Source organism: Paenibacillus sp. MAEPY2, assembly GCF_000499205.1.
In the GTDB taxonomy this organism is placed as follows: Bacteria; Bacillota; Bacilli; order Paenibacillales; family Paenibacillaceae; genus Paenibacillus; species Paenibacillus vandeheii.
This window is the reverse complement of the sequence record NZ_AWUK01000041.1, coordinates 25,353-50,169: the sequence shown is the minus strand read 5'-3', so window position 1 is coordinate 50,169 and position 24,817 is coordinate 25,353. Positions and strand designations below refer to the sequence as shown.

24 protein-coding genes and 1 pseudogene are annotated in these 24,817 nt (G+C 46.7%); 18 read left to right on the top strand and 7 right to left on the bottom strand.

Annotation, left to right across the window (positions count from 1 at the left end; all coding sequences use genetic code 11):
* Window positions 1-112: 112 nt before the first annotated feature.
* Window positions 113-898: a DODA-type extradiol aromatic ring-opening family dioxygenase gene (locus P364_RS0128985; protein ID WP_024633525.1), complete on the top strand. Its 786-nt coding sequence runs from the start codon at window positions 113-115 to the stop codon at window positions 896-898.
* Between the two features lie 184 nt (window positions 899-1,082).
* Here P364_RS0128985 and P364_RS0128980 read toward each other — a convergent pair whose 3' ends face one another.
* Both P364_RS0128980 and P364_RS0128975 read right to left on the bottom strand, forming a co-directional pair.
* A complete protein-coding gene (locus tag P364_RS0128980; RefSeq protein WP_024633524.1) occupies window positions 1,083-1,295 on the bottom strand; it encodes a hypothetical protein in 213 nt (70 codons plus the stop codon).
* A 174-nt stretch (window positions 1,296-1,469) separates the two neighbouring features.
* On the bottom strand, window positions 1,470-2,009 hold the full coding sequence (locus P364_RS0128975; RefSeq protein ID WP_029881392.1) for a DoxX family protein: 540 nt from the start codon (window positions 2,007-2,009) through the stop codon (window positions 1,470-1,472).
* 340 nt (window positions 2,010-2,349) lie between these two features.
* Between P364_RS0128975 and P364_RS0128970 the strand changes: the two genes are divergently transcribed.
* From P364_RS0128970 to corA, 4 genes are all read left to right on the top strand, one after another.
* A complete protein-coding gene (locus tag P364_RS0128970; RefSeq protein ID WP_024633522.1) occupies window positions 2,350-3,411 on the top strand; it encodes a DUF3048 domain-containing protein in 1,062 nt (353 codons plus the stop codon).
* Window positions 3,412-3,627: 216 nt separating this feature from the next.
* Window positions 3,628-4,245: a DUF47 domain-containing protein gene (locus P364_RS0128965; RefSeq protein ID WP_024633521.1), complete on the top strand. Its 618-nt coding sequence runs from the start codon at window positions 3,628-3,630 to the stop codon at window positions 4,243-4,245.
* Between the two features lie 14 nt (window positions 4,246-4,259).
* Window positions 4,260-5,249 carry an inorganic phosphate transporter gene (locus tag P364_RS0128960; protein WP_024633520.1) on the top strand — a complete coding sequence of 330 codons (990 nt, stop codon included), beginning with the start codon at window positions 4,260-4,262 and terminating at the stop codon, window positions 5,247-5,249.
* A 352-nt stretch (window positions 5,250-5,601) separates the two neighbouring features.
* Window positions 5,602-6,561 carry a magnesium/cobalt transporter CorA gene (gene corA, locus P364_RS0128955; RefSeq protein WP_024633519.1) on the top strand — a complete coding sequence of 320 codons (960 nt, stop codon included), beginning with the start codon at window positions 5,602-5,604 and terminating at the stop codon, window positions 6,559-6,561.
* 383 nt (window positions 6,562-6,944) lie between these two features.
* Here corA and P364_RS0128950 read toward each other — a convergent pair whose 3' ends face one another.
* On the bottom strand, window positions 6,945-8,036 hold the full coding sequence (locus P364_RS0128950; RefSeq protein ID WP_024633518.1) for a DNA alkylation repair protein: 1,092 nt from the start codon (window positions 8,034-8,036) through the stop codon (window positions 6,945-6,947).
* A 180-nt stretch (window positions 8,037-8,216) separates the two neighbouring features.
* The gene (locus P364_RS35725; RefSeq protein WP_081718217.1) at window positions 8,217-8,858 is read right to left on the bottom strand and encodes a hypothetical protein; all 642 of its coding nucleotides are present in this window, start codon (window positions 8,856-8,858) and stop codon (window positions 8,217-8,219) included.
* A gap of 449 nt (window positions 8,859-9,307) precedes the next feature.
* Here P364_RS35725 and P364_RS0128940 point away from each other — a divergent pair, with 449 nt between their 5' ends.
* The 8 genes from P364_RS0128940 (at window position 9,308) to bioC (ending at window position 16,662) form a co-directional block, all read left to right on the top strand.
* Window positions 9,308-9,598: a YerC/YecD family TrpR-related protein gene (locus tag P364_RS0128940; protein WP_017690665.1), complete on the top strand. Its 291-nt coding sequence runs from the start codon at window positions 9,308-9,310 to the stop codon at window positions 9,596-9,598.
* 2 nt (window positions 9,599-9,600) lie between these two features.
* Entirely contained in the window at window positions 9,601-10,380 is a 780-nt protein-coding gene (locus P364_RS0128935) for a sirohydrochlorin chelatase (protein ID WP_024633516.1), read from the top strand.
* A gap of 366 nt (window positions 10,381-10,746) precedes the next feature.
* Window positions 10,747-12,102: an adenosylmethionine--8-amino-7-oxononanoate transaminase gene (gene bioA / locus P364_RS0128930; protein ID WP_024633515.1), complete on the top strand. Its 1,356-nt coding sequence runs from the start codon at window positions 10,747-10,749 to the stop codon at window positions 12,100-12,102.
* A complete protein-coding gene (gene bioD, locus P364_RS0128925) occupies window positions 12,099-12,833 on the top strand; it encodes a dethiobiotin synthase (protein ID WP_029881390.1) in 735 nt (244 codons plus the stop codon). The genes bioA and bioD overlap by 4 nt, the downstream gene beginning before the upstream one ends.
* Before the next feature lie 15 nt (window positions 12,834-12,848).
* Window positions 12,849-13,838 (top strand): biotin synthase BioB, encoded by a 990-nt coding sequence (gene bioB / locus P364_RS0128920; protein WP_029881389.1) that lies wholly within the window; start codon window positions 12,849-12,851, stop codon window positions 13,836-13,838.
* Between the two features lie 13 nt (window positions 13,839-13,851).
* A complete protein-coding gene (bioF, locus tag P364_RS0128915) occupies window positions 13,852-15,030 on the top strand; it encodes an 8-amino-7-oxononanoate synthase (protein WP_024633512.1) in 1,179 nt (392 codons plus the stop codon).
* Window positions 15,027-15,815 (top strand): alpha/beta hydrolase, encoded by a 789-nt coding sequence (locus tag P364_RS0128910; protein WP_236642179.1) that lies wholly within the window; start codon window positions 15,027-15,029, stop codon window positions 15,813-15,815. The genes bioF and P364_RS0128910 overlap by 4 nt, the downstream gene beginning before the upstream one ends.
* On the top strand, window positions 15,805-16,662 hold the full coding sequence (gene bioC, locus P364_RS0128905) for a malonyl-ACP O-methyltransferase BioC (protein WP_024633510.1): 858 nt from the start codon (window positions 15,805-15,807) through the stop codon (window positions 16,660-16,662). Before P364_RS0128910 ends, bioC begins: the two co-directional genes overlap by 11 nt.
* A 29-nt stretch (window positions 16,663-16,691) precedes the next feature.
* On the opposite strand, the gene P364_RS0128900 is transcribed toward bioC, so the two are convergent.
* Entirely contained in the window at window positions 16,692-17,117 is a 426-nt protein-coding gene (locus P364_RS0128900) for a MerR family transcriptional regulator (protein WP_024633509.1), read from the bottom strand.
* A gap of 186 nt (window positions 17,118-17,303) precedes the next feature.
* Between P364_RS0128900 and P364_RS0128895 the strand changes: the two genes are divergently transcribed.
* Window positions 17,304-18,137 carry an oxidoreductase gene (locus tag P364_RS0128895; protein ID WP_024633508.1) on the top strand — a complete coding sequence of 278 codons (834 nt, stop codon included), beginning with the start codon at window positions 17,304-17,306 and terminating at the stop codon, window positions 18,135-18,137.
* 63 nt (window positions 18,138-18,200) lie between these two features.
* Here the strand turns inward: P364_RS0128895 and P364_RS0128890 are convergent, their stop codons facing one another.
* Complete coding sequence (locus P364_RS0128890; RefSeq protein WP_024633507.1) at window positions 18,201-18,806, bottom strand: TetR/AcrR family transcriptional regulator; 606 nt, start codon at window positions 18,804-18,806, stop codon at window positions 18,201-18,203.
* A 168-nt stretch (window positions 18,807-18,974) separates the two neighbouring features.
* On the opposite strand from P364_RS0128890, the gene P364_RS0128885 reads away from it, so the two are divergent.
* A complete protein-coding gene (locus P364_RS0128885) occupies window positions 18,975-19,901 on the top strand; it encodes a ketopantoate reductase family protein (RefSeq protein ID WP_024633506.1) in 927 nt (308 codons plus the stop codon).
* Window positions 19,902-20,040: 139 nt separating this feature from the next.
* Window positions 20,041-20,457, top strand: a complete 417-nt coding sequence (locus tag P364_RS0128880) for a DUF4395 domain-containing protein (RefSeq protein WP_024633505.1) — start codon at window positions 20,041-20,043, stop codon at window positions 20,455-20,457.
* Window positions 20,458-20,522: 65 nt separating this feature from the next.
* Here P364_RS0128880 and P364_RS35720 read toward each other — a convergent pair.
* Window positions 20,523-21,240: pseudogene (locus P364_RS35720) on the bottom strand (NPP1 family protein).
* Between the two features lie 625 nt (window positions 21,241-21,865).
* On the opposite strand from P364_RS35720, the gene P364_RS0128870 reads away from it, so the two are divergent.
* Together P364_RS0128870 and rlmD are read left to right on the top strand one after the other, a co-directional pair.
* Complete coding sequence (locus tag P364_RS0128870; RefSeq protein WP_024633504.1) at window positions 21,866-22,747, top strand: diacylglycerol kinase; 882 nt, start codon at window positions 21,866-21,868, stop codon at window positions 22,745-22,747.
* Between the two features lie 141 nt (window positions 22,748-22,888).
* Complete coding sequence (gene rlmD / locus P364_RS0128865; protein WP_024633503.1) at window positions 22,889-24,583, top strand: 23S rRNA (uracil(1939)-C(5))-methyltransferase RlmD; 1,695 nt, start codon at window positions 22,889-22,891, stop codon at window positions 24,581-24,583.
* Window positions 24,584-24,817 lie beyond the last annotated feature (234 nt).

Genomic DNA, 24,817 nt, shown 5'->3' with positions numbered 1-24,817 from the left:
ACAACATGAGCGTACGGAATGCATCCTGATTGGGATGATAGCTTGGAAAAGCACCTTCTTCGGGGTAAAATAGAAGGGTAAGCATCCTATCCGTGTCTGGAGGTTGGCAGCAATGACATTACCCGCATTATTCATTGCGCATGGTTCTCCCGCTCTGGCGGTGGAGAGCAATGACTACACTCACTTTTTGAACCAGCTTGGAGACAGGCTGCCGGCTCCGAAAGCCATTGTTGTATTTACGGCGCATTGGGATTGTCCCGAACCGTCCGTGACAATGGATGATACACATCAGACCTTGCATGATTTTTACGGATTTCCCTCTAATATGTATACAATGAATTACCCAGCATCTGGTCAGCCAGACCTGGCGAATGAGATCTGTGCTCTGTTCACTCGGAGTAATCTTGCACATGAACCGGTTCTAGGCCGAGGTCTGGATCACGGTGTATGGGTACCACTATTACACATGTATCCAGAAGCCAATATTCCTGTTATTGCGGTATCTGTTGATTCGTTGCGTTCCCCGCAGGAACAGTATGATATTGGCCGGATGCTGGAACAGCTGCGTCATGATAATGTGCTGATCATTGGCAGCGGCGGAACAGTCCATAACCTGCGCATGCTTGGTAGCAATGATGAACCACAAGACTGGGCAGTGGAATTTGATAACTGGATTGGCGAGCGGCTTGAGCAGTGGAACACGAGAGAGCTGTTTCAATATGACAAAAAAGCACCCCACGCCCGCACGGCAGTTCCATCTTATGGAATGGAGCACATTGCGCCCTTGTTTTATGCCATGGGTACGGCTGACATGTCCCGATCTGCAAAACGACTATTCCAGTCGTATCCTTACGGTACGCTCAGTTTGAACTGCTGGCAGTTTGGTGACAGCGTATAACTTGGCGCAGACAACAGAACGTGAACAGGTCTATAGGTCATATTATGCCAATACACGGTAGATCATTGACCGCAAGACCTAGGTTAATAAATCGTTGAACAAAAAAGGTTTCTGCTGCCAGCCTGATGGCTTCAGAAACCTTTTTCTATGACTTATGACTTGAGCATTTTGAAAGTTAATGCAGCTACTTACGAAATTCGAAAAGCTCACACGCTGTACGCGAATGATAAGCCAGATCACTTACACTGGACTGCACAACAATGGTATTGCTGTCGAAACGGATAATGATGCCACCAGAATCAATCTGATGGTTATCTTTAAAAACACGAACCTTATGCTTCATGTCCATGGCTTCCTGGAAGTCGGCATCGGTTTCAAGACGGCGCTGGGTTGGCATGTCATGTGCTCCTTTAATTATATTCGATCGATACGTTCATCATAATACGTGTTTCTGTAGATGAGCAAGTCAGATGAATGTGCAAGCATATATAAAGAACAAAAAAAGTCCCGCTCTCCAGGGGGAGGGGAGCAGGACCGGGAATACTATTTATTTTTTTATACTTTTTAATAATTAGGCTGTTTTGTGCGTATGGTTTATCGTTGGTGTATCTTTAGGCTGGCTGCCTTTATTGCGAGTGAACAATCCGCGAAGGTAAGGCATTACCCAACGATCCAAACCGATTTTACCAGCATTTGCACCAGCGACTACAAGGAAGATTTCCATCAGAACCAATTGAGCATTCGTGCTTACGGTTCCCGAGAAGAGGAACGCGAAGTTCATGACCATTGCCATCAGTGCTGCCAGTGTTGTGAAGCATCCAAGAATGAGGCCCAGACCTACCAGGAATTCACCCATCGGGATAACGAAGTCGAACAGTCCTGCGTTTGGTACTGCGAATTTCTCAAGGAAGGTTGCCCACCAAGCTTGAACGGCTGGATGATCACCTGTTGCTTTTTCTACAGCGCCTGCAAGGAAACCACCTGCCTCAAATCCGCCAGTCAGTTTGCCCCATCCGTGTGTCATCCAGTCGTAACCGATATACACCCGAAGTACTGTCAAAATCCACATTGCCACTTTGTTTTCTCTAAGCCATTGGTTGATGCTGAACATATAAACCACTCCTTCATGGAATCTAGTGTGTGTTGTTGTTTTTGTTTTTTCTAAGTGATCACCTTTGATGTCTTTATTGTATAGTTCAAAAGTCATCTTGTTTGTGATTATTATCACAATCTAGTTCAAATTTTAAGTAAGGTTTGAGAAGTTCACATTTAGGACATATTTTTCATCCTGCCTCACGTTTCAAACGTAAAACAAAGGGTAGAAAATGCTCTCCTTATCGAAGACAAATGGTGCTGTGTGTGATTAAATGGAAAGAAATACGTGAAATGGTCACCTACATAAGAGCAACTACAGCCTAGATTTCAGCCATATCGTTCAGGAGGTACATATATTGAAGCAATTGAAATGGAACAAAACGATTTCTGCGGCGTCGCTGTTTATTTTGGCCCTAAGTCTGGTCGCTTGCCAAAATAAGGAGATGGTCCAGGTCCCGGAGTCCGTTCCTACACCTGTACAGGAGGAACAAGTAACGGAAGAACCTGCCACGTCGCTCTACACAGCACCACTGACGGGTCTGCCTGTTGATGCAGCAATTACGCGTCGTCCACTGGCGGTTATGATTAACAATGCTCCTGCAGCGCGGCCCCAATCAGGTCTGAGTGCGGCTGATATTATTATCGAAGTGCTCGCAGAGGGAGGCATTACCCGTTTTATTGCCATCTTCCAGAGTGAAGGCGGGGCTGAGACGGTTGGACCAATACGCAGTATCCGCCCGTATTTGATCGAGCTTGGTGAGAGCTATGATGGTGTATTGGTACATGCGGGTGGCAGCCCGGATGCGTATTCCATTTTGCAAAAGCAGCAGAAACAGCATATGGATGAGATATCGAATAGTGGCCCTTATTTCTGGCGTTCCTCGGATCGTAAAGCACCTCACAATCTGTACACGTCGGCGGACAAGCTAAGAGAAGGCGCAGATACCAAAGGCTATAGTCACGACTTCAAGTCCCCTGTGTATACGTATAACGAAGAAGGTGCGACATCTGCCGGAGAGTTGGCCAAGCAGTTTGAGCTTCATTATTTATTGGAGAGTTACCGGGTTACGTATGATTACGACGAGGTTAGTGGACGATATATGAGATTGGTGAACGGAAAGGCTGATCAGGATCTGGATAATGGCATTCAGATTGGAGCCGCCAACATTATTGTAGCCGGAGCGGATCACAAGGTGCTCGACAACGTGGGCAGAATGTCGGTTAATCTGGAGCAGGGTGGGGAAGCCATGTTGTTTCAGAAAGGTAAAATGATTCGAGGTCAGTGGGTCAAGAAACCGGGTGATATTATTCGATTTGTACAAAATGGGACTGAAGTTGCTCTTGTTCCTGGCAAAACTTTTATCAGTATCGTTCCGAATCAGCCTGACTTTGCAGGGCATATTAAAATTCAAAATTAATCCAATTTGAAGAGAAATGTAAACGCAGTGTAAAATTTCATCATCATTTTTCCAGCCATTCCAAATAATTAAGATTCATTTCAGATTTATGTGATAAGAATATAAAAAAGGATCATGCCTTATGTACAAACCGTGAAACATTTATGATAAGATATCAAAGGTTGTCATTTCATGTTTCATCGGTTATCGGCAATTTCTCGTAAAGGGGATAGAGCTATGAAGCTTAAGAAGAAGAAGGATATATTTTTTGAGACACTAGAGAACATGGCAGATGCGGTCGTGCAAGCGGCAGATTATTTCTCCCAACATGTTTCCAACCTTCAGGATGTGACTCTTTTTGCCAATGAAATGAAGAAGTACGAGTCCCAATGTGATGACTATGTGCACACGATCATTACGGAACTCAACAAAACATTTATCACGCCGATCGAACGCGATGATATTATGGAGCTGACAACGACACTTGATGACGTATTGGACGGACTCGAAGCAACGGCTTCCCGTTTCTATATGTACCAACTGACTGACCCGGACGAATATATCGTTCAATTCGCTGAAATTTTGCGCCAATCGGCTTACGAAATTCAGAAGGCCATTCATTTGCTGTCTCAGAAAAAATTGCTGGCGATTCGCGAGTACACCATTCGTCTGAACGATCTGGAAAACCAGGGCGACGAAGTGCTGCGCAACTGTATCAAGAACCTTTTCGCTACCGTGCCTGATCCGATTGAATTGATCAAACGCAAGGAAATTTACGAACGTCTTGAGACGACAACGGATGCTTGTGAACACGTAGCGAATGTGCTCGAATCCATCATCATGCGTAATTCTTAAGGAGCCAGAGAATAATGGAAACAACGATTTGGGTATTGGGTATAGTCGTCTTCCTTGCACTGGCGTTTGACTTCATCAACGGATTTCACGACACGGCGAATGCCATTGCAACTTCGGTCTCGACACGGGCACTGACTCCGCGCCGGGCAATCCTTATGGCTGCGGTGATGAACTTTGTCGGTGCCATGATGTTTACTGGAGTAGCGAAGACGATTGGGGGAAGTGTAACAGACCCCACCACGCTGGATAATGGGATCGAGGTCGTCATAGTCACCTTGATCGCCGCGATCATCTGGAATCTCGTTACATGGTGGTTCGGCATTCCTTCTTCATCCTCGCATGCACTGATTGGCGCTCTTGCTGGAGCTGTACTTGTTGGCGCAGGAGCTGATAAAGTCAAATGGAGTGGATTTATTGACATCGTCGGAGGATTGTTATTATCTCCTCTGATCGCATTTGCCATCGGTTATGTGGTCATGACCATTCTCAAATATATTTTTGCCAAACGCAGTCCGCATAATGTGAACAAAGGTTTCCGTACGGTACAGATTTTCACAGCAGCGCTCCAGGCGTTTACGCACGGTACCAATGATGCACAGAAGGCCATGGGGATTATTACTTTTGCATTGGTCGCAGCAGGTGTACAGGATCATCTGGATGTTCCGTTGTGGGTTAAAATCTCCGCGGCAACAGCGATGGCGCTCGGTACTTCCATCGGTGGTTGGAAAATCATCAAAACGATGGGAACCAAAATTTTTAAAATTGAACCGATTAACGGGTTTGCAGCTGATCTGTCAGCCGCGTCTGTTATTTTCACGGCAACGCTGCTCCACCTGCCGGTGAGTACAACTCACGCTATCACATCTGCCATTCTGGGTGTAGGTTCCGCGAAGCGTTTCTCAGCCGTCAAATGGGGACTTGCTGGACGTATCATTATTACGTGGTTTATTACGATTCCGATTTCCGGGGCGCTGGCAGGATTGCTGTACTGGATCATTTTCTAATTAGAAGAAGTATTCAGGAACCAATTCGGTGGTTCAGACAAACTGTTCATAACTGTGTGAATATCGGGATATGTGGACAATTATACAATCAAAACGAAGAGACGCCTGTGCATGAACGTGTGGACAGGCTGGATATGTGGATAGCCATCCGTGGAATGATAAACCAAAAGAAGATATTCCTGTGGATACAGGAAACTGTGGATAGGGAAATGAGAGAAGCCAACAGGGTTGGCTTTTTTTGTTGTCGCGTTCACAGGATAACGTGTGTATAATGGGCTGTTGCAGGAGACGATTCAGGGGTTAAAGTTGTACAATAACGTAAAGGATACAAGACAAGGACGTGGTCTAATTTATGATTCGTACACTCGCCATCTCACGGGATCATCAGGTATCTGTAAATGTACCGCTTACACAGCTGGATCTGCAGGATTACGCTTGGGTTTGGGCGGATTTCAATCAGCCTTCGGAAGAGGAAAGCCGATTGCTGGATACATATTTTCATTTTCACCCATTAGCTATTGAGGATTGTATGCTTGTGCTGCAGCGGCCCAAGCTCGATTATTATGACAACTTGCAGTTCCTTGTGCTGCATGCGCTGAACCCTTCCACGTTGGAAGCGGAGGAGGTGGATCTGTTTCTAGGTTCGAACTTCCTGGTGTCCTTTCATCACGGCGTACTGGAAGAAGTCGATGAAGCGTGGGAGCGGTTGCTGCATCATGCGCACGAACGAACCATCTGGGCTCGGGGTCCGGTGGCAGCGGCGTATACGGTGATGGACAAGCTGGTCGATCATTATTTCCCGTCTCTGTTTGCCATTGAGGATGAGCTGGCTGAACTGGAGAACCGGGGCGGCAAGGAGTCGGTGGAAGACCTGATGAATCAGGTGTTCGACTTGCGCAGTCGATTGCTGAAGCTTAGAAGAACGGTAGTGCCGATGCGGGATTTGCTCTATCGGGTGGTCAATTCCCAACATGTGCAGCGATCAGGGGAGCATACGGTATATTTTACGGATATCTATGACCATTTGTTGAAGCTGACAGACATGATTGAAGCCGATCGGGAAATGACGGCAGACCTGCGCGACAGTTACATCTCCTTGAATTCTAATCGAATGAACCAGATAATGAAGACCCTTACCGTGATTACAACCGTCTTTATGCCACTGACGCTAATCGCGGGGATCTATGGCATGAACTTTGCCTATATGCCTGAGCTGCAATGGAAGTTTGGGTATGGGGCAGTGCTGCTGCTGATGTTTGTTCTGGGCGGAAGCATGGTGGCCTGGTTTGTGAAGCGGGGCTGGTTTAAGTAAGGAAGAATAGAAGCTAAGCCGGATAACAAGTAAATAGTAAGATGAAGGTTAGCGATCTGCAAAGATCGCTTCTTTAGCCTGTGAAAGATGTGCATAAGAGGGCAAATAGGAGTACATATAGATTCGTTTTCGGAATAGATGTCCACATGTGGATAAGATAAATGAAGAAGCATCATGTGCATAACTTGATTTTGAGGGAATTGGGGCTGTTACAAACATGGGTAAAAGGAAAAAGGAAAAAGGCATCTTCAGTACTGAAGACGCCGTGGGGAATTTCTCAAGGAGCGGAATCCATGAGCTGACTTTCAACATGGGATTCATATCATAAAATGAACCGTGCTGAGTGTTCATCCTAAGTTGGATGGCTACAGGCCCTTCGTAGGTTACTCCGTTTGCTCCAATACAAATGTGGCTGTAGCGGTAGGTTGTCCATTAACGACAATCGTTAGCGTATGCAAGCCAGCGTAATGCTTTCTCGTCGTAATGACTTTGAACGATTGCTTCGTTGCAACCTTGGTTCTCCCGGTAGGGAAAGTTTTGTCCGAGCATTTGAACCGTTTGGGTGCCTGCTTGCCATTTGCTTTCATATATCCGATTTCATATTCGATCCGCAGCATCTGGGACTGACCACTTTCATTCACGACATCAAAGGAAAAATGAAGATCTTCCCCGATGGCCACGGTATCACTTGCAAGCTGAAGATGCTCGATATGTGTCGCATCTTGCTCGACATAACCAAAGAGGCTCAGCGCTTTCGGATGTCCCTTTTTCAGCAATGAGCGGCTTGCGTGACGAACGATCCAGTCCGTATGCTCATGTTGTCCATACCAGCTGGAGGCCAAATCCAGAACCAGTTCCGGATGATCTTTCGAGATGTCGTTCAGGTGATTGGCTACACTTTTCCGGACATACAGAGATTCGTCCTGCTTCAATTCATGGAGAATTGGAAGTACTGGCGTTGGATCGGTGATGAATCCCCGCAGTTTGGAGCCCCATGGTAGACGTGGGCGACAGCCTTCACTGGCAAGTCTGCGAATATGCTCATTGGGGCTGCTTGTCCAATGCATCATTCGTTTCATCGTTTCGATCGGATATCGTTCAATAAACGGGCGTACCGCGAACTCGGAACTGGAATAAGGTGTGAAGAGGGTCAAGTACTTCATGGATAGCTCGAAGTTTTCCGGTGCAAGTCCATTCACTTCGACAAAATCCGGTACGAACAGGTACTCGACTCCTCGCATCTGTGGTGCTGTCTGCTCAATAACATGCAATGCTTCTTCATAGTTGTCAGGCAGAACCTCGGTCAAAGCGAGTGTAATCCGGCGGATACGGGCTTTGAATTCCAGCTCCCCCCAGCCCTCGGCGAATACAAGTTCACGAAATTGCTGCTTGTCCAGCTTGGGGTAAAATTGGAGTAACCGTTCTCCCGTCCGGTCGATTAATGCGGGAGTATATTTATCTTTGAACAGTTCCATAGTCCGCCTCCTTTAATTACTATCCAGTATACCTCAAATCACAGGAATAAGAACATAAGTTCCTGAAAATATCTATTATGAATAGGTTCTTACTATGAAAGAATGAGTGGATTGAAGGGGAAGAATAAGGTTGAAGTGGATTAAGCACCCCCTAATGAAAGAGGGCGCCTGGGAAAAAAATTAGATTTTGTTGCTTCTTTTGGGACGACGTTTCGTAGAATTGGATTTATTACGGCCGGATTTGCTATTCGAATTACGTTTGCGCGGAGCAGAAGTCGTTTTCTTACGGCGTTTGCGTGAGCGAGGTGGCGAATACTCTTCATAATCTTTATCCGCCGCACTGCTTTTTTTTCCTTTTCCAAAAGGCAGAATCCCCATCACCAGTTTCATCATTGGTGCCATCTGCTGGAAACCGCCAACAACCTTTTGCATTTTGCCGATTCCACTCATGATCCCATCAATTCCACCGAAGCGGTCGATCATTCCTTTCAGTTCGCCAATATTGGCCAGGGAAAAGCCTGAGGAAGACGCAGGCGCTTCCACTGGAACAGGAGAAGCAACAGGAGCTCCCCCACCGAACAAGTTTCCGCCAGGTCCCCCCGGACCACCTGGACTATAAGGTACAAGTCCGGATGCTTCAACTTCTTGGAATGGAGGATAGTATGGATCTACTCCAGGATACATGGGCTGAACCTGGCCTTCATTCAATGACCGCGGGTTCGCCCCAGGCGGCATATAGGCAGAAGTATGGGGCTGCCGATGCGTATGGGAAGACGGACGCTGCCGTGGAGCGGGCCGGCGGTGATAATAATGCTGTGGCATGAACTATCACGTTCCTTCTATGTTGGATTTCGGAATTGCGTTCCTTCAGCTGCTCAATGTGCATAACAGACCGAGATGGAACTCCCTTTTGATATACTGTATGTTGTTAGCGGAGAGACGGCGTAGGCGAGTATCCCGTAAAGCGGGATATTTGCGGATTTGGGCGCAGGAGAGGATGAGAGGTTCACAGTAGAATTTTATTCTTTGGACACAAATTCGTCACATTTAAAATGGGTAAATACCTACAAATTTAATCGGAAATATACGTGGGAAAAGGGTGAAAACCGTGAGATAGAGGGGAATTGTGCGCGCAGGGAGGACATTAATACGCCATGTAAGCGGTAACATGTATTTTTGTTCTGTAGTGCGTGAAATCGTTAACGCTTGAAATACCAACTCAGGGTGAGTACAATGAAGGTACACAGTAACCGCTAGGGGATGATGATGAAATGCAGCTGAAAAAGCTAAATGATAAAAGCATTGAACAATTATTTGAGGCTATTTTGACTCTAAAAGATATTGAAGAGTGTTATGTGTTTTTTGATGACCTCTGCACTGTAAACGAGATTCAATCCATGTCCCAGCGGCTGGAAGTAGCACGTATGCTTGGCAAAGGAAATACCTATAACCAGATTGAAGCTGAGACAGGTGCAAGTACAGCCACGATCTCTCGTGTAAAACGCTGCCTGAACTACGGCAATGACGGTTATAAAATGACACTGGAACGCCTGGGACGTTAAGGATGAAGAAACCGGGTGTACTCATCATTAGTCACGGTTCTCAGGAGAAGACCTGGGTAGAATCCGTCGATGACGCGGTCTCCCGGTTGAAACTGCCTGAACCACTGCCCGTGGAAGCCGGGTTTCTTGAACTTGTGGAAGGACGTCTGATCCAGGACGGTATCGACCGACTGGAAGCACAAGGCGTAACCGATATATTGGTCGTACCTCTGTTTGTTTCGTCCGGCAGTACACATGTGGATGAGATAGAGTATGCTATTGGTGCCAAAGATGCTCCGGAGCGTGAGACGGATCTGGAACCATTCGTGGTGAAGGCACAAGTCCACTTCGGTTATCCTGTGGATAATGATCCGGATATTGCGGTCATGGTCTGGGACAAGGTAAAGGCCCTTTCACAGCAACCAGAGCAGGAAACGATTCTGCTCGTCGGACATGGGAGCATTCACAATGGATTCCGTCAGCGCTGGGAAGCGGGTATTTCTTCGCTCGCACAGCGGGTGCAGGAAGTCAGTGGTGTAGCTCATACGGATTATGCGCTGCTTAATCCGGATAGTGTTTACGACAAGGCGAAATACTGGAGTGAAGAGCGGGGGAGCCGGGTGATTGTGGCGCCGCTGTTTTTGAGTGCCGGTTATTTCACCATGAAGGTGATTCCGGGCCGACTAAAGGAACTGGATTATGTGTATAGTGGCGAGACGCTGCTTCCACATCCGCTATTAGGACATTGGCTAGAGCGCCAGATTCAACATTTACTGGAAAAATACAATGAGGTTGAGATTTAGTATAGGGGAAAAGGGTCGCTGGAAGCGCTCATTTCCGGTAGCTTTTAACCTCAGATTTAAACCAAAACGGCAGAGATGCCGTTTTTTTGTTTGCACTTTAGACATGTGGAGTGCTCAGTATCCTAATCTCTATGAAACACTAAAACACGCCGAATAAGGCGTGTTTTTTTGTGTTAGGCAAAGCCCTTTACGAGGCGCAATTCCGGGTTCATTCCAGTCAGACAGAATGGAGGATCAGGGTTATAACTCAGAAATGATTCTCTTTACAGGAAAGTTTTTGTCTGATAAGATGTCAACATTCAATTGTTAACCTTAATAAAATATTTTGGTTAACAATTGAAATGATCTAACGGAAGGTGATATCTTATGACACATTATGAAAGACTGGCAGCTATAAATAAGGCTCATCTATGGAACCCTTTTACGCAGATGAAAGACTACAATAACTCCGATCCTCTCATCATTGAACGAGGCGAAGGCGTCATGCTGTATGACGTCCAGGGACGTGCTTATTATGATGGCTTCTCCTCGGTTTGGCTTAATGTTCACGGACATAACATACCCGAGCTGAACCAAGCCATAACGGATCAGTTGGAACGTGTTGCACATTCTACGTTACTCGGAATGGCTAACGTGCCAGCTATTGAACTTGCTGAGAAACTAGTGGAGATTTCCCCAGAGGGATTAAATAAAGTATTTTATTCCGATTCGGGAGCAACTGGTGTCGAGATCGCAGTGAAGATGGCGTTTCAATACTGGAAGAACCGAGGAGAAACCGGTAAAACGAAGTTTATTACGATGAATCAAGCCTATCACGGAGATACGATTGGTGCGGTAAGTGTCGGTGCAATTCCGTTGTACCATGATGTGTTCCGTCCGATGCTGTTTCCTACTCATGTCATTCCATATCCTTACGTTTATCGACATGAGAACGGTGAACTGGAAGCCATGCAAGCTACGTTAGCCGCATTGCGTAATGTACTTGATACCAGCGCAGACGAAATCGCGGCGATCATCGTAGAGCCGATTGTGCAAGGAGCTAGCGGCATTCTGATTATGCCTGAAGGCTGTTTACGCGAGATGGCAGCACTTTGTCGTTCTTATGACGTACTGTTCATAGCCGATGAGGTGGCAACAGGCTTTGGTCGGACAGGCGCTATGTTTGCTTGTGATCTCGAAAAGGTATCACCTGATTTGATGGTGATAGGCAAAGGCCTTACAGGAGGCTATTTGCCAGTGGCAGCGACATTGGCAACAGATGAAGTGTACAACGCTTTTTATGCCGATTATGAAGATCAGAAAACATTTTTCCACGGTCATTCTTTCACAGGTAACCCGCTCGGTTGTGCAGTAGCTTTGGCTAACTTGAAACTATTTGAAGAGCGCAACTTGGTAGAAGGTGTAAGAGCCAAGGCGACTTTTGTAGAAGGCAAGCTCGCAGCGCTTAAAGATTGCCCGCATGTCGGTGATATCAGGCAGAAGGGGTTGATGGTAGGAATTGAGCTGGTACGGGATAAGGAGACTCGTGAACCTTACAATTGGGCCGAACGCATCGGTGTTCGTGTAACCGGGCGGGCCAGAGAGCTTGGCATGCTTACGAGACCGCTTGGCAATGTTGTGGTGTTCATTCCTCCTCTTGCCAGCACAGAGGCTGAGCTTGATGCAATGACCGATATTCTGATGAAATCCATTCTTGATGTCACCGAAGGTGGCTTGGAATGATGAATGTAATTCGCGGATTATTCGTAACAGGCACGGACACCGATGTTGGGAAAACAATCGTTACAGGAGCTCTTGCTGCTGCGCTTCGTGCTGAAGATCTGAATGTAGGCATCTGGAAGCCCGTGCAGTCCGGTGCACTTCTGGGCAGCGGAGAAACTGATGCAGAACGTCTATTGCAATACAGCGGAATTCATGAACGTGCCGAGGATGTGGCGTCATTTACTTTCCAAGCTCCTCTTACCCCGATGCTCGCTGCCAAGCAGGATGGGGTGGATATTACGTTACAGGAGATAATCACCGCTGGTCAGCCGCTAATCCATCGATTTGAATCGGTACTCATCGAAGGGGCAGGGGGCGTCGCTGTTCCACTGACTGAAGACTCTCTTGTAGTAGATCTGATCTCGGAGCTTCGGATACCAGCTCTGATCGTTGCCCGCTCAGGTCTAGGTACAATTAATCATACACTTCTTACGGTGTCATACCTTCAGCAACATGGGGTTCCAATTATAGGCTTCATTCTGAACGACGGTGATTCAAACGAAATGTATAACGACTCGAGCGCTGCAACGAACGCCGAACTGATTGAACGTTATTGCGGCATATCCTTTATCGGACGCTTTCCGCGCTTAACGGGCGAAATCAATACGGAACTGTTGATCCAAGTGATTCGAGAGAAGATCCAGTTAACACCAATCAGACAGGCTATAACAGTTCAATCCATGGGAGGATGAATGAAGGTGAACACAATGACAGGTAATCAAGAGTGGTTGTCGCTTGCAAAGAAATCATTGAATGGCGAATGCTTAACCATTGAAGAGGGGCTTGCCGTGCTAGAAGCAAACGACGATGAGGTACTGCCGCTGATGCAAGCGGCTTTCCAAGTGAGGCAATATTTTTACGGCAAAAAAGTGAAGCTGAACATGATCATCAACGCCAAAAGCGGCTTTTGTCCCGAAGACTGCGGTTATTGCTCACAATCGGTTGTATCCACGGCACCCATTCAAAAATACAGCTTGCTCGACAAAGAAACCCTTCTTGCAGGAGCACGCGAAGCTATGTCGCGTAAAGCAGGAACCTATTGCATTGTAGCCTCAGGGAAAGGTCCGACCAATAAGGATCTGGATCAAGTTGTAGAGGCGGTTAAGGAAATCCGTGAAACGATGCCGCTTAAAATCTGTGCCTGTCTCGGAATCTTGAAAGACGGCCAAGCAGAACGTTTGGCTGAAGCAGGTGTGCACCGATACAATCACAACCTGAACACAAGCAAAGCCAATTACCCGTCGATAACCACCACGCATACCTATGACCAGCGTATTGAAACCGTGGAAAAGGTAAAAGCATACGGCATGTCCCCCTGCTCCGGTGTCATTATCGGTATGGGGGAGAGTAATCAGGAGATTGTCGAGATGGCTATGGCACTTCGTGAGCTTGATGCAGATTCAATTCCGATTAATTTTCTCAATGCGATACCGGGAACTCCTCTGGAAGGCGCGGGTCGCACTCCGGCGATGAAGGCACTCAAGGTACTGGCATTGTTCCGGTTCATCTGCCCATCCAAAGAGATTCGTGTTGCCGGCGGGCGTGAGATCAATCTTCGTACACTTCAGCCTTTGTCACTGTATGCAGCAAATTCACTCTTTGTAGGTGATTATCTAACGACGGCAGGTCAAGAAATCTCAAACGATCATCAAATGATTGAAGATTTGGGCTTTGAGATTGAGCTAAATGCTCTTTAAGGCGGTACAGACTATGAACTGGATGGAAAAAGAACTTGCGTTATTGGCGAATGCCTCCAATGAACGTTACTTACGTGACAGTGCCGCTGTTCCGGATGGTCCGGGTTATACGTTGAGAGGAGATCGAGTGCTCCTTAATCTGGCCTCCAATGATTATCTGGGACTCGCACAACATCCCGCTATCATCAATACGATTCGCGAGACGCTTCTTACCGAAGGAGGGGGTTCGGGGGCATCTCGCCTTGTCACTGGGAACCGTCCGCTGTATAGCCGTCTGGAAGAAGCGCTGGCCGCTTGGCAGCATAGTGAGGCAGCACTTGTTTTTGCAAATGGCTATATGGCTAATTCCGGAGTCATTCGTGCACTCGTGGGTCGAGGGGATGTGGTTTTCAGTGATCAATTAAACCATGCGAGTATCGTGGATGGGATTGTACTGAGCCGCGCAGAGCATGCCCGGTATCGGCATAATGATATGGAGCATCTGAAGGTGTTATTGAACAAACACCGGGATAAACGACGTAAGCTGATTGTTACGGATGCCGTCTTTTCCATGGATGGGGATCAAGCACCCTTGCGTGAACTCGTTGCGCTCAAACAGGAGTACGGGGCGATGCTGATGGTGGATGAGGCCCACAGCGGGGGGATCTACGGGGAACGGGGTGAAGGACTATGCTCTATGCTTGGTCTCCAAACTGATGTGGATGTGCATATGGGGACATTTAGCAAATCGTTTGGTTTATATGGAGCTTATGTCTGCGGCAGCCGAACATTAATCCGCTTTCTCATCAACAAAGCAAGGCCGCTTATCTATTCAACGGCATTGCCGCCTTCTCTCGTCGCTGGGATTTCAACAGCGTTAACCTTGGTACAAACGGACCATTGGCGTCGTGAACGTCTCTACTCAGTCAGTAAGTTATTTCGTTCTTCACTTGGTGGCGCCGGATTTAACGTCGGGCCCGGGGATTCTCCTATTGTTCCAATAGTCGTCGGTGATAACGAAAGAGCTCTTCGTTTCAGTGCAGCCCTTGAAGAAGGCGGTATTGCCGGAGTTGCCATCAGGCCGCCTACTGTTCCTGACGGCACAGCACGAATTCGCTTCTCTTTATCAGCTGATCATACCCCTAAGGAACTGAGCGATGCAGTTACGCTAATCGGCAAGATCGGGCTTCAATTAGGGGTGGTGAACTCATGAATGCCTCAGGTAATATCCCGCTGCTAATAAAGCAACAGACAAGCGGAACCATAGTGTGGCTAACGGGATGGAGCATGCCAGATGCGGTGTTTGACCTTCTTCGCCTGTTATTGCCTGATTTCCGGCATATTTCTGTTGATTACAGCACTGCCGATTCTCCGGAGAACATGCTATGTCTAGCTGAGACGGCAGTGAGGAATATTTTATTTGGTGGAGGGTTAGGTTCCAGGGGAAAGGCGCTTCATGGTCCGCTTTTGGTATCAGGCTGGTCGCTTGGAGGTTTACTGGCGCTTAGATTAGCGGCTAAAGGCTACGCTGATGGTCTTGTGTTATTCGGTGCAACTGCGCGTTTTACCCGATCCAAAGAAGAGCTTGACCGTGGCATGGCAGATGCGTACGTTAGGCAGATGATCAAAGGGATCTCAAGGGATCGACATGCAGTTGAAACGAATTTTCGAAAGATGATGTTTACGGAGCAAGAATGGGAGACAGGCCTTGCTGAAAGTCTACCTCAAACGGGTAGCTGGACAATCCAAGCACTACTGGCAGGTCTTCAATTGTTACGAACCGAGAATAGCTTTTCTCAACTGCCGAGTATAGATTGTCCGGTTCTTCTTTTTCACGGGACTGAGGATAGGATATGTCCTTACGGTGCTGGCTTGGAGCTTACAGCTCATTTACCTCAAGCCAAGTTAATGACATTAACAGGCTGCGGGCATGCCCCCTTTTTGGGAAGGGAAGCACACATAGCGGATGAATGGAGGAGATGGTGGCGTGACCAATAGTAGAAATAGTGCTGTTCAACGCCAATTTAATCGTAGTGCGATTTCTTACGATACACATGCGCAAGTGCAGCGTTCGATGGCTGATCAGTTAGCAAGATCTCTCGCAGAATGGAAAAATAAAGGGCTCCCAAGTGAGCCGAGCATTCTCGAAATCGGTTGTGGCACGGGGGCTCTGACTCAAATCGTAGTGAATGCATGGCCCAGTGCGAAGATTACTGCAATTGACATTGCACCCGAGATGATCGAATTGGCTTCGAAACGGTTCCGGTCAGCACAGCATCCAGGTTCAAGAAATCGATCAGCAGATCGTTTGCGTTTTCTTCAAGCGGATATTGAGACATGGGCGGCAACGGCTCCAGAGTCCTCCGTGGATATCATCGTCTCCAATGCATGTTTTCAATGGCTAAGTTCTCCGCAGGAAACACTGAGTCAACTGCGGCGTATGCTGCGCCCCGGAGGCTTGCTGATATTTACGACCTTCGGGCCGGATACATTTCGAGAGATGCATGAGGCATTTAATGAAGTTTATCGAGTCAACGGAATGGAACCACAGCGACATGGACTGTCGTTTGCATCGCCTGTCCAATGGGAAACCATGCTTCAGGAATCCGGATTTTCGAATTTCAATTGTGAGCGTTCAATTCATAAGAAAAATTATGCTTCTGCAAAGGATTTTCTGTATTCGGTTAAAGGGATGGGAGCTAGCACTTCAGAAGCAGTAACGGTATCTGGTTATAGCTTGCGACGATTGTTCACCGATATGTATCAGGAGTATGAGAATAAGTTCAGCATACAGGGAGGAGTCGCAGCAACTTACGATCTCCTATTTATTCAATCAGTAGTCTAGCCCCCTGACGAGGTAACATTTAACAACTGCTACTCTTGAAATGACTCTTCCTGTGCCCATACACAGTTATTTTGTAAATGAACCGCTGTCGACCCAAAATCAATAGCTGTTTTGTAATACCAAATCTTATAATCTATTTTCTCCAAATACGTTTCCAGTTCAGCAATTTTCTCCAGAACAACGTTTTTGTGTGTTTCAAATACTTCAAGACGCTGCATTAATGTAGCGTCTCCTTCTATGCTCCAATCGACGTACTCTTTGATTTTCTTCACGGGCATACCACTTTTTTTGAGACAAGTAATCACTGCAAGCCACTCAAAATCACTCTCTTTGAAATCCCGGTTACCTGCTTGATTACGATCAACAAAGGGCAATAAGCCCTGCTTGTCATAAAAGCGTAATGTATGTGCGGTTAATCCTGTCCTGTCTGCAACCTGACTAATTGTATATCCCAATGTATAAGCCACCTTTGTTAGTAGATATTCATGATTGTAGAGATTAGAGTGTACTCTAAGTCAAAACAATATTCAAAAAAAGAAATGTGTCGGAGCAGATAAATCAAGATGATGTTTGACTTAGACAATACTCTAAGGATTAGAATTTTTTTGCATCAAAAATTTTAATCTTAGGGAGAGAGTGAAATGAGTAAACCAAGCGTTTGGATCATCACTGGATGTTCCACTGGGTTCGGTAGAGAACTTGCAAAAGCAACGATTAAAGCAGGTTATCATGTTGTTGTAACAGCAAGAAATCTGGATTCAATTACTGACCTTGTCCCTGGAAATACAGATAAGGTTATGGCCATGGAGCTTGATGTTACCAAGCCTGAACAGATTGAAAAAACAGTCAATGCCACTATAGAGAAGTTTGGCCGGATTGACGTTCTAGTCAATAATGCTGGAGTCGGATACTTTAGCTCTATTGAGGAGGCTGCTGAGGAAGAAACACGGAAAATGTTTGAAATTAACTTCTGGGGTCTTATGCATATGACGAATGCAGTTTTACCTTATATGAGAGGCCAGTCCTCAGGACATATAATCAATATATCTTCCATTGGAGGTTTAGCTTCGTTTCCTGGCGTGGGTTACTATAATGGTACTAAATATGCTGTTGAAGGGATATCGGAAAGCCTGGCCCAAGAGGTTGCGCCGTTTAAAATCAATGTAACGTTGGTTGAGCCAAGTAACTTCCGCACAGATTGGTCCGGACGCTCAGCCGCTAAAACAAAATCAGCGATTAAGGAATATGAGGAACTCATTTCACCGTTTGTAAATGCAGAAAACCACGGAAAAGAACCCGGAGATCCCAAAAAAGCTGCAGAAGCAATCGTTAGCATGGCTGAATTGGAAGAGCCTCCGCTTCGTTTGTTGCTTGGAGCGGATGCTTACCATACCGTGGTGAACAAATATACAGAGCAACTGAAAAAATTTGAGGAATGGAAAGAAATATCGGTGAATGCTGATTTTCAAGATTAAATGAGGCAAATCCAAAAGAGACAGACTCCCCAAATTCTAAATAAAAGAAATAATAAAACGTCATCACTTTGCGTGATGGCGTTTTTGGGGTGGTCCGGTCAGCTGATCCTTTATCGAAGAAGGAACAATCAGATGAAGTTCCAGCATAGAGATTAATTCTTCTGCAATTTCTTCGGCTGGATAAGGCATGGAATTCATAATCCACCATTCCAGCAAACCAGCGGCGGCAGAGGCCAGAAACTGTATAGTGATCTCCCTGTTAAGTCCCTTGTGAATGCCGCACGCATCAACCTGCTCTTCGACCCCCTGAATCAGGAGCGTCATGAGTCGATTTCGGAATGCCGGGATGCCTTTTTGAGTTAATAGCGTGGTATAAACGGGAGCGTGCTGCTCCAGGTAACGGAATGTTCGGAGCAACGCATCTTTAACGGTCATGGGAGTGGTAGGACCCTCCACCATACAACTCTCCACCAATTGCTGCAAATACGTCTCGATACTTTGATCCAGCAGATCGAACTTATCCGTATAGTGTAAATAGACGGTACCACGGTTAACATCGGCCCGATCAGCAATGTCATTAATCGTAATTTGCTCGAAATCTCGCTCTTCCAACAACCCGATAAAGGCCTCGGTTATGGCTTTTCTTGTTTTGACAACTCGTCTGTCCATGGCTCCTCCTCAGAAGTTTTCAACAATATGGGTTCATTCGTTGATTATTCAACAAAAACGGATGTTTTAGCGATTGAAGCGTTGTAGATGCTTTGTTACTCTTATTTTATCAACAACTGTTGATAAAGCAACGAATATCCATAAAAATTTGAAATAGAGGGATAACTAATGAACATATTAGTGTATGGCGCAGGCGTTCTGGGCAGTCAGTTGGCGCAGGTGCTGGTGCGCGGGGGAAATGACGTCACCATTCTGGCTAGAGGGAAGCGAGCAGAGGAACTGGAGAGAGAGGGTATCGTCATTCGTCATGTGTTCCAGTTTAAAACGACCGTTGATCCGGTTCGGGTAACAAGAACGCTGGAAGAGAATGATGAATATGATCTTATTTTCGTAGTTATGAAATATAACGATTTTCCATCCGTGCTTCCCATTCTGGCGGCCAATCAGAGCAGCAATATTGTGATTGTTGGCAACAACCCAGATGCACGAAGCATGCAAATCTTTTTGGAGGAAAACAGCAAGGTGGAAAAAAGGATCGCATTTGGTTTTCAGGTCAGCGGTGGGCGGCGGCAAGAAGACCGCATGTTATCTATTGGTGGAGCAAGCGGGCAAATGGTGATTGGTGGACTGGACGGTGAGATTGCCTTTAAATCGATACTGGATCAAGCTTTTGAGAAGACGAAATACAAGTTGAATTACCTGGACGATATCGATGCCTGGCTGAAAAGTCATATTGTGCCCATCCTGATGCTTAATGCGGTGAGCTTTAATGAGAAGCGTGAGATGATCAAGCTGGATGGGAACAGAAAGCAACTCCAGCATATGATTGGGGCGATGGATGAGGGCTTTCGCGTGCTTGAGGCCATGGGCATAACGATAATACCGGAGATCCAGGCTAAACTGATTCGCAAGCATCAACGGATGTTTTACCTTCTATTGAAGATTTATAGTATGCTTCCGGTGTATAAACTGGTTGCGGGTTCTTATGGGGAGATTGAAGCGTTAAATGATGCATTTACCGATTGGAAAAAGGTTACCTACACGCCCACTCCTCATTGGGATGTTCTCAAAAAGGAATATTCTAATCTCAAATGAGATGACTCACTGTAAAAGTGAAATTTCTTCTGAAAATTTGCCTATAGTGAGCATCCTGCACACATCTTCCTATTGCTCAATGTCCCAATCCCGACTACAATTAAACCAACTAATAAAATGGGGATAAGGAGATATGAAGATGCGGGAAGTACCTATGCGCTATGTCAAAGCGAACCAGATTGGGATTGTGTTATTTGTTATCCTGTCATTTCTGTTCAACCAGCCGTTAATTCTGGGAGCATTATGGATCATCCAAGTCATTGGTCTGGCATCCGGAGGCAAGCTTAATCTGTTTGTACAGATTGGGAAGGCTGTGTTACCTGGAAAAGGTACAGAGACGCAGGCAGTGGAACTGCAACGCTTCAACAATGTTCTGGCCGTATTGTTTCTTACGCTGGCACTTGTCTCATTCGGCCTTGGTTGGCAGGTAGCGGGTTATATTTTCTCGTCGATGCTTCTCCTCGCTGCAAGTGCCGCGTTGCTCGGTTACTGTGTAGGCTGCACCGTATATTTTTGGTATAAACAATTCCGTGCAGGCAGAAAGATTGGCTTTTAAACTATATGTAGTTGCAAAACAATCCCCTCCAAGTGCAGTGTAGACTTGAAGGGGATTTTACTTTTTTATCTGAACCAGGCCTTGTTTAAATTGTTCGTAAAATTACTATCGTTCAAAGGAACATTGGCACTGCCGAAATCTGTTGTATTCAGCGCATTACGCGCGGCAGACGTTAGATCATCCCAGCCGATCAAAGGCTGCATTCCACCCACGGTCCCCGTTACACCAAGCTCATGATTTAGAGGCCAGGTACTATTATAGCTAATCAACGGATTGGTACCGTTCAGGTTTGTGTTACTTGGTGCAACATTGGTGAACTGCCCATGTCCTGAGTATGCGATGGAGAGGATTTGAGGATTTACTGCTGCGGGATTGTCTACCCATACAACGATGCCTTCCCAGTCATGACGATGGCCGAGGCCGGAGGAAGGAGAGTCTTTCGGGAAGTACCCATGCGTACATAATCGCCCATACGCCATTGTGCCATGCTGAACGGGAGTACACTTGGCCTGTGTTTGAACTGCAGTTTCCATTCGGTGAACCGGATGTTTGCAAGCCGCCGTTGGTATTGCCCTGCTGATCCACTGCGGGGAATGGAACACATCCATGGTAGACTTTTAGGTAAGGTTGAAAACGTTTGGCTGCTATTTGCGTGACTGTGACAGGACTTACTTCCTGGAATCCGACAACCTGATCATGGTTAATTACGGCTGCTTCAACAGCTGTGGCAAAGGGAATACAGGCCAAGAGTGAAACCATGAGCAATAATACGATTCTTTTCATTTGGTGATCTCCTTCATGGGTATGATAGTGTGATTTGTTGAGGATGCACTACGACTATATTGGAAAAGGTTTCATTTTATTTATCATCTCATTTAGATATTTGTAAAATTTTTGAAGGATATGGTTGTTCTCATCATTTGAGAGGGGATAAGACTATTTCCGGCCCAAGCGGGCAGAATGGTGATGGATGGTTATGAACGACAGGAAAACGATAGGACTAGATTCAAGAGGAGTGCGAAAGGTTTATTTTGTAAAGGATAGACAAGTTCGGAAGATAAGAGAGAGAGCGTGAATGCCAATACATGGCCAGTGTGGAGTAAGTTAATTCTTTAGCATGTATTGATAATGTTATCCTGATGTAAAATTTTGAACTGATTCGATATGATAATAATTACTTATCCATCATAGGCTAGGACATCTTCACATTTGATGATATGATAGAATATAAAGGCTATGGAATGAGACGGAATTCCTTATGCATATATATAGGTAGAGAAAAGTGTTGGCGTAGGATTAACGGAAATGAATCATTGTGTAAAATGATACCCGGCTGTGGTCACTCGCAGGTGGAAACAAAATGAGGTCATGCAGACTCATGGATAATGTGGAATAGGTGGCGTATGAGATGAAAAAAGCTCGCTTAATATATAACCCGACCTCAGGCCGGGAAGAAATGAAGAAACGTCTGGCTGATATTTTGCAGCGTTTGGATCAAGGTGGCATTGAAGCCTCTTGTCACGCAACAACGGGTGAGGGAGATGCAACCCGGGAGGCGGAGCTGGCGATTGAGCGCGGATATGACATGATTATTGCCGCTGGCGGCGACGGTACGTTGTATGAAGTCATTAATGGTATGGCCGAGCGTGAGAATCGTCCACCGCTGGGTGTATTTCCTTTGGGAACGACGAATGATTTTGCGCGTGCACTGGGTATTCCTAGACAGTGGGAAGATTACGTGGATCTGGTTATTAACCAGCAGCTTCGTCCGCTGGATCTGGGCAAGGCGAATGATAAATATTTTATCAATATTGCGGGTGGGGGTTCGTTAACCGAACTGACCTATGAGGTGCCAAGTCGTCTGAAAACGATGATTGGGCAGCTGGCCTACTATATGAAGGGTATTGAGAAAATGGCAAGTCTGTCTCCGCAGGAGCTGGTTATCCGTGCGGCGGGGCAGGAAGAGATTCATGATGAATTCATGCTGTTCCTCATTGCCAATACAAACTCCGTCGGGGGCTTCGAGAAGCTGGCTCCGGGTGCGACCATTGATGATGGTCTGTTCGATGTGATCGGTGTGCGCAAATGTAATCTGGCTGACATGATTCGCCTCGTAACCCTTGCGCTGCGTGGTGAACATCTAAATGATAAGAAGGTCGTTCATTTCCAAACGGATTATATGGAAGTGACTTCGCCGGGCTATGTGCAGTTGAACCTGGATGGTGAGCTGGGCGGTACATTGCCAGCCGCATTTACGAACTTGCGTCATCACCTGATGTTGTATCGTTAAGCGTAGTATGGATCGGGGAGAAAGCGTGATTTCCTGTTGCCGTGTACAATGGGATCACGTATAATCTCATGGTACCTGAAAATGAATGGAATCTCCCTTGCACAAGGGATGAACATATAAGAAGAAAGAAGTGAATGTACGTTGTCTAATACGAACCGCAGCGGTCGTGGAAAAAACCGCCGGAATTCGGCTGCCTCTCAGGGGCAAGGGAACGCGTCAGCATCCCATCAGCCGAGCAAACCATCTCGTCCATCTACACGTCAGCAAGGGAAAGAGGTGCGACCACAAGGCGCATCTCTTTCTGCCGTTCGTCCTAAGGGACGGGAACGTGAATCTGCACCAATCGAAGGACTTCCGGTTAGCAAAAATGAAGAGACTGTCATCGATATCATTGGCATGAACCATGATGGTGAGGGTGTCGGCCGGGCCAATGGATACACGTTGTTTGTGCAAGGTGCGCTTCCGGGCGAAACCGTGCGCGTGAGAGTGATGAAAACGAAGAAGCAGTACGGCTACGCCAAACTGCTGGAGATTGTGAAGGCAAGCCCGGATCGTGTATCCGCACCTTGCCCGATCTACGATCAATGCGGCGGATGCCAGATCCAGCATATGAGTTACGCCGGACAGCTTGCGTGGAAACGCCAGTTGGTAGTGGATAATTTGCAGCGGATCGGCAAGCTGAATGTGTTGGTGGAGGATGCGGAACAGGCAATCGAACCTGAACAAACCTCTACTGAAGAACAAATGAACGGCAGCAACCGTATCCGTCTTCGGATGGAAGGTGTCATGAATGAAGAAGATGCGGAGCAGGGAATTCGTGTGCTTCCTACGATGGGTATGGACGAGCCGTGGCGCTATCGCAATAAAGCACAGGTGCCAATTGGTTCAGCCGAGGGCGGCTTGGTGGGTGGTTTTTACGCCAAAGGAAGTCATCGGATCATCGACATGGACACCTGCCTCATTCAGCATGAGCATAACGATGAAGTGGTGGCCAAGGTCAAGGAGCTAGGCAGCCATCTCGGCATTAGCGCATATAACGAAGAGACAGGTCGCGGTCTGCTGCGTCATGTAGTGGTGAAGAAAGCATTCCGTACAGGCGAGATGATGCTCGTTCTGGTCACCAATGGCCGCGATATTCCGCACAAGGATGAGTGGATCGGCAGTATTCGTGAAGCAATTCCGCATGTGGCGAGCATTTGCCAGAACGTGAACAAGAAGCAGACCAACGTAATCTTTGGCGATGAGACCCGCGTCCTGTGGGGCCGTGATGTGATTTACGATTATATCGGAGATGTGCAGTTTGCGATCTCCGCGCGTTCGTTCTACCAGGTGAATCCGGTGCAGACGGAAGTACTTTATGGGAAGACGGTAGAGTACGCAGGACTGAGTGGCAAAGAGACCGTGATTGATGCCTATTGCGGCATCGGGACGATTTCTCTTTTCCTCGCGCAACATGCAGATCAGGTGTACGGGGTAGAGATTGTTCCCGAGGCGATTGAAGATGCTCGCAGTAATGCGATGTTGAATGAGATGAAGAATGTCAAGTTTGAAGTCGGCGCTTCCGAGGATGTGATCCCACGCTGGAAAGAACAAGGCATCGAAGCTGACGTCATCGTTGTCGATCCACCGCGTAAAGGCTGCGATCCACGTTTGCTGGATACGATCCTGGAGATGAAGCCGGAGCGCGTGGTGTATGTGAGCTGTAATCCAAGCACCTTGGCACGCGATTTGCGTGTGCTGGAGGATGGTGGGTATCGTACGGTTGAGGTAACGCCGGTGGATATGTTCCCGCATACGGTGCATGTGGAGTCGGTGGCGATGTTGGTTAGAAGCTAATACCTTTCTGAAAAAGTATACGGCCCAAACTCAAGGAGTTTGGGCTAAATTAGTAGCATAACGTAATTAGATTGATGAGCACAGCGTGTTCTTCAAATCCGTCAGAATCTACAGTCAAATATCCTCAACTCGTTTTATCAGCAGCTGTAAGTTGTTATCTCGATAGCTTCCAATGGATCGTTTATGCGGAGAGTAACGAAGCTCAGGTCAATTAAGGCCTCTATGGACGCAATC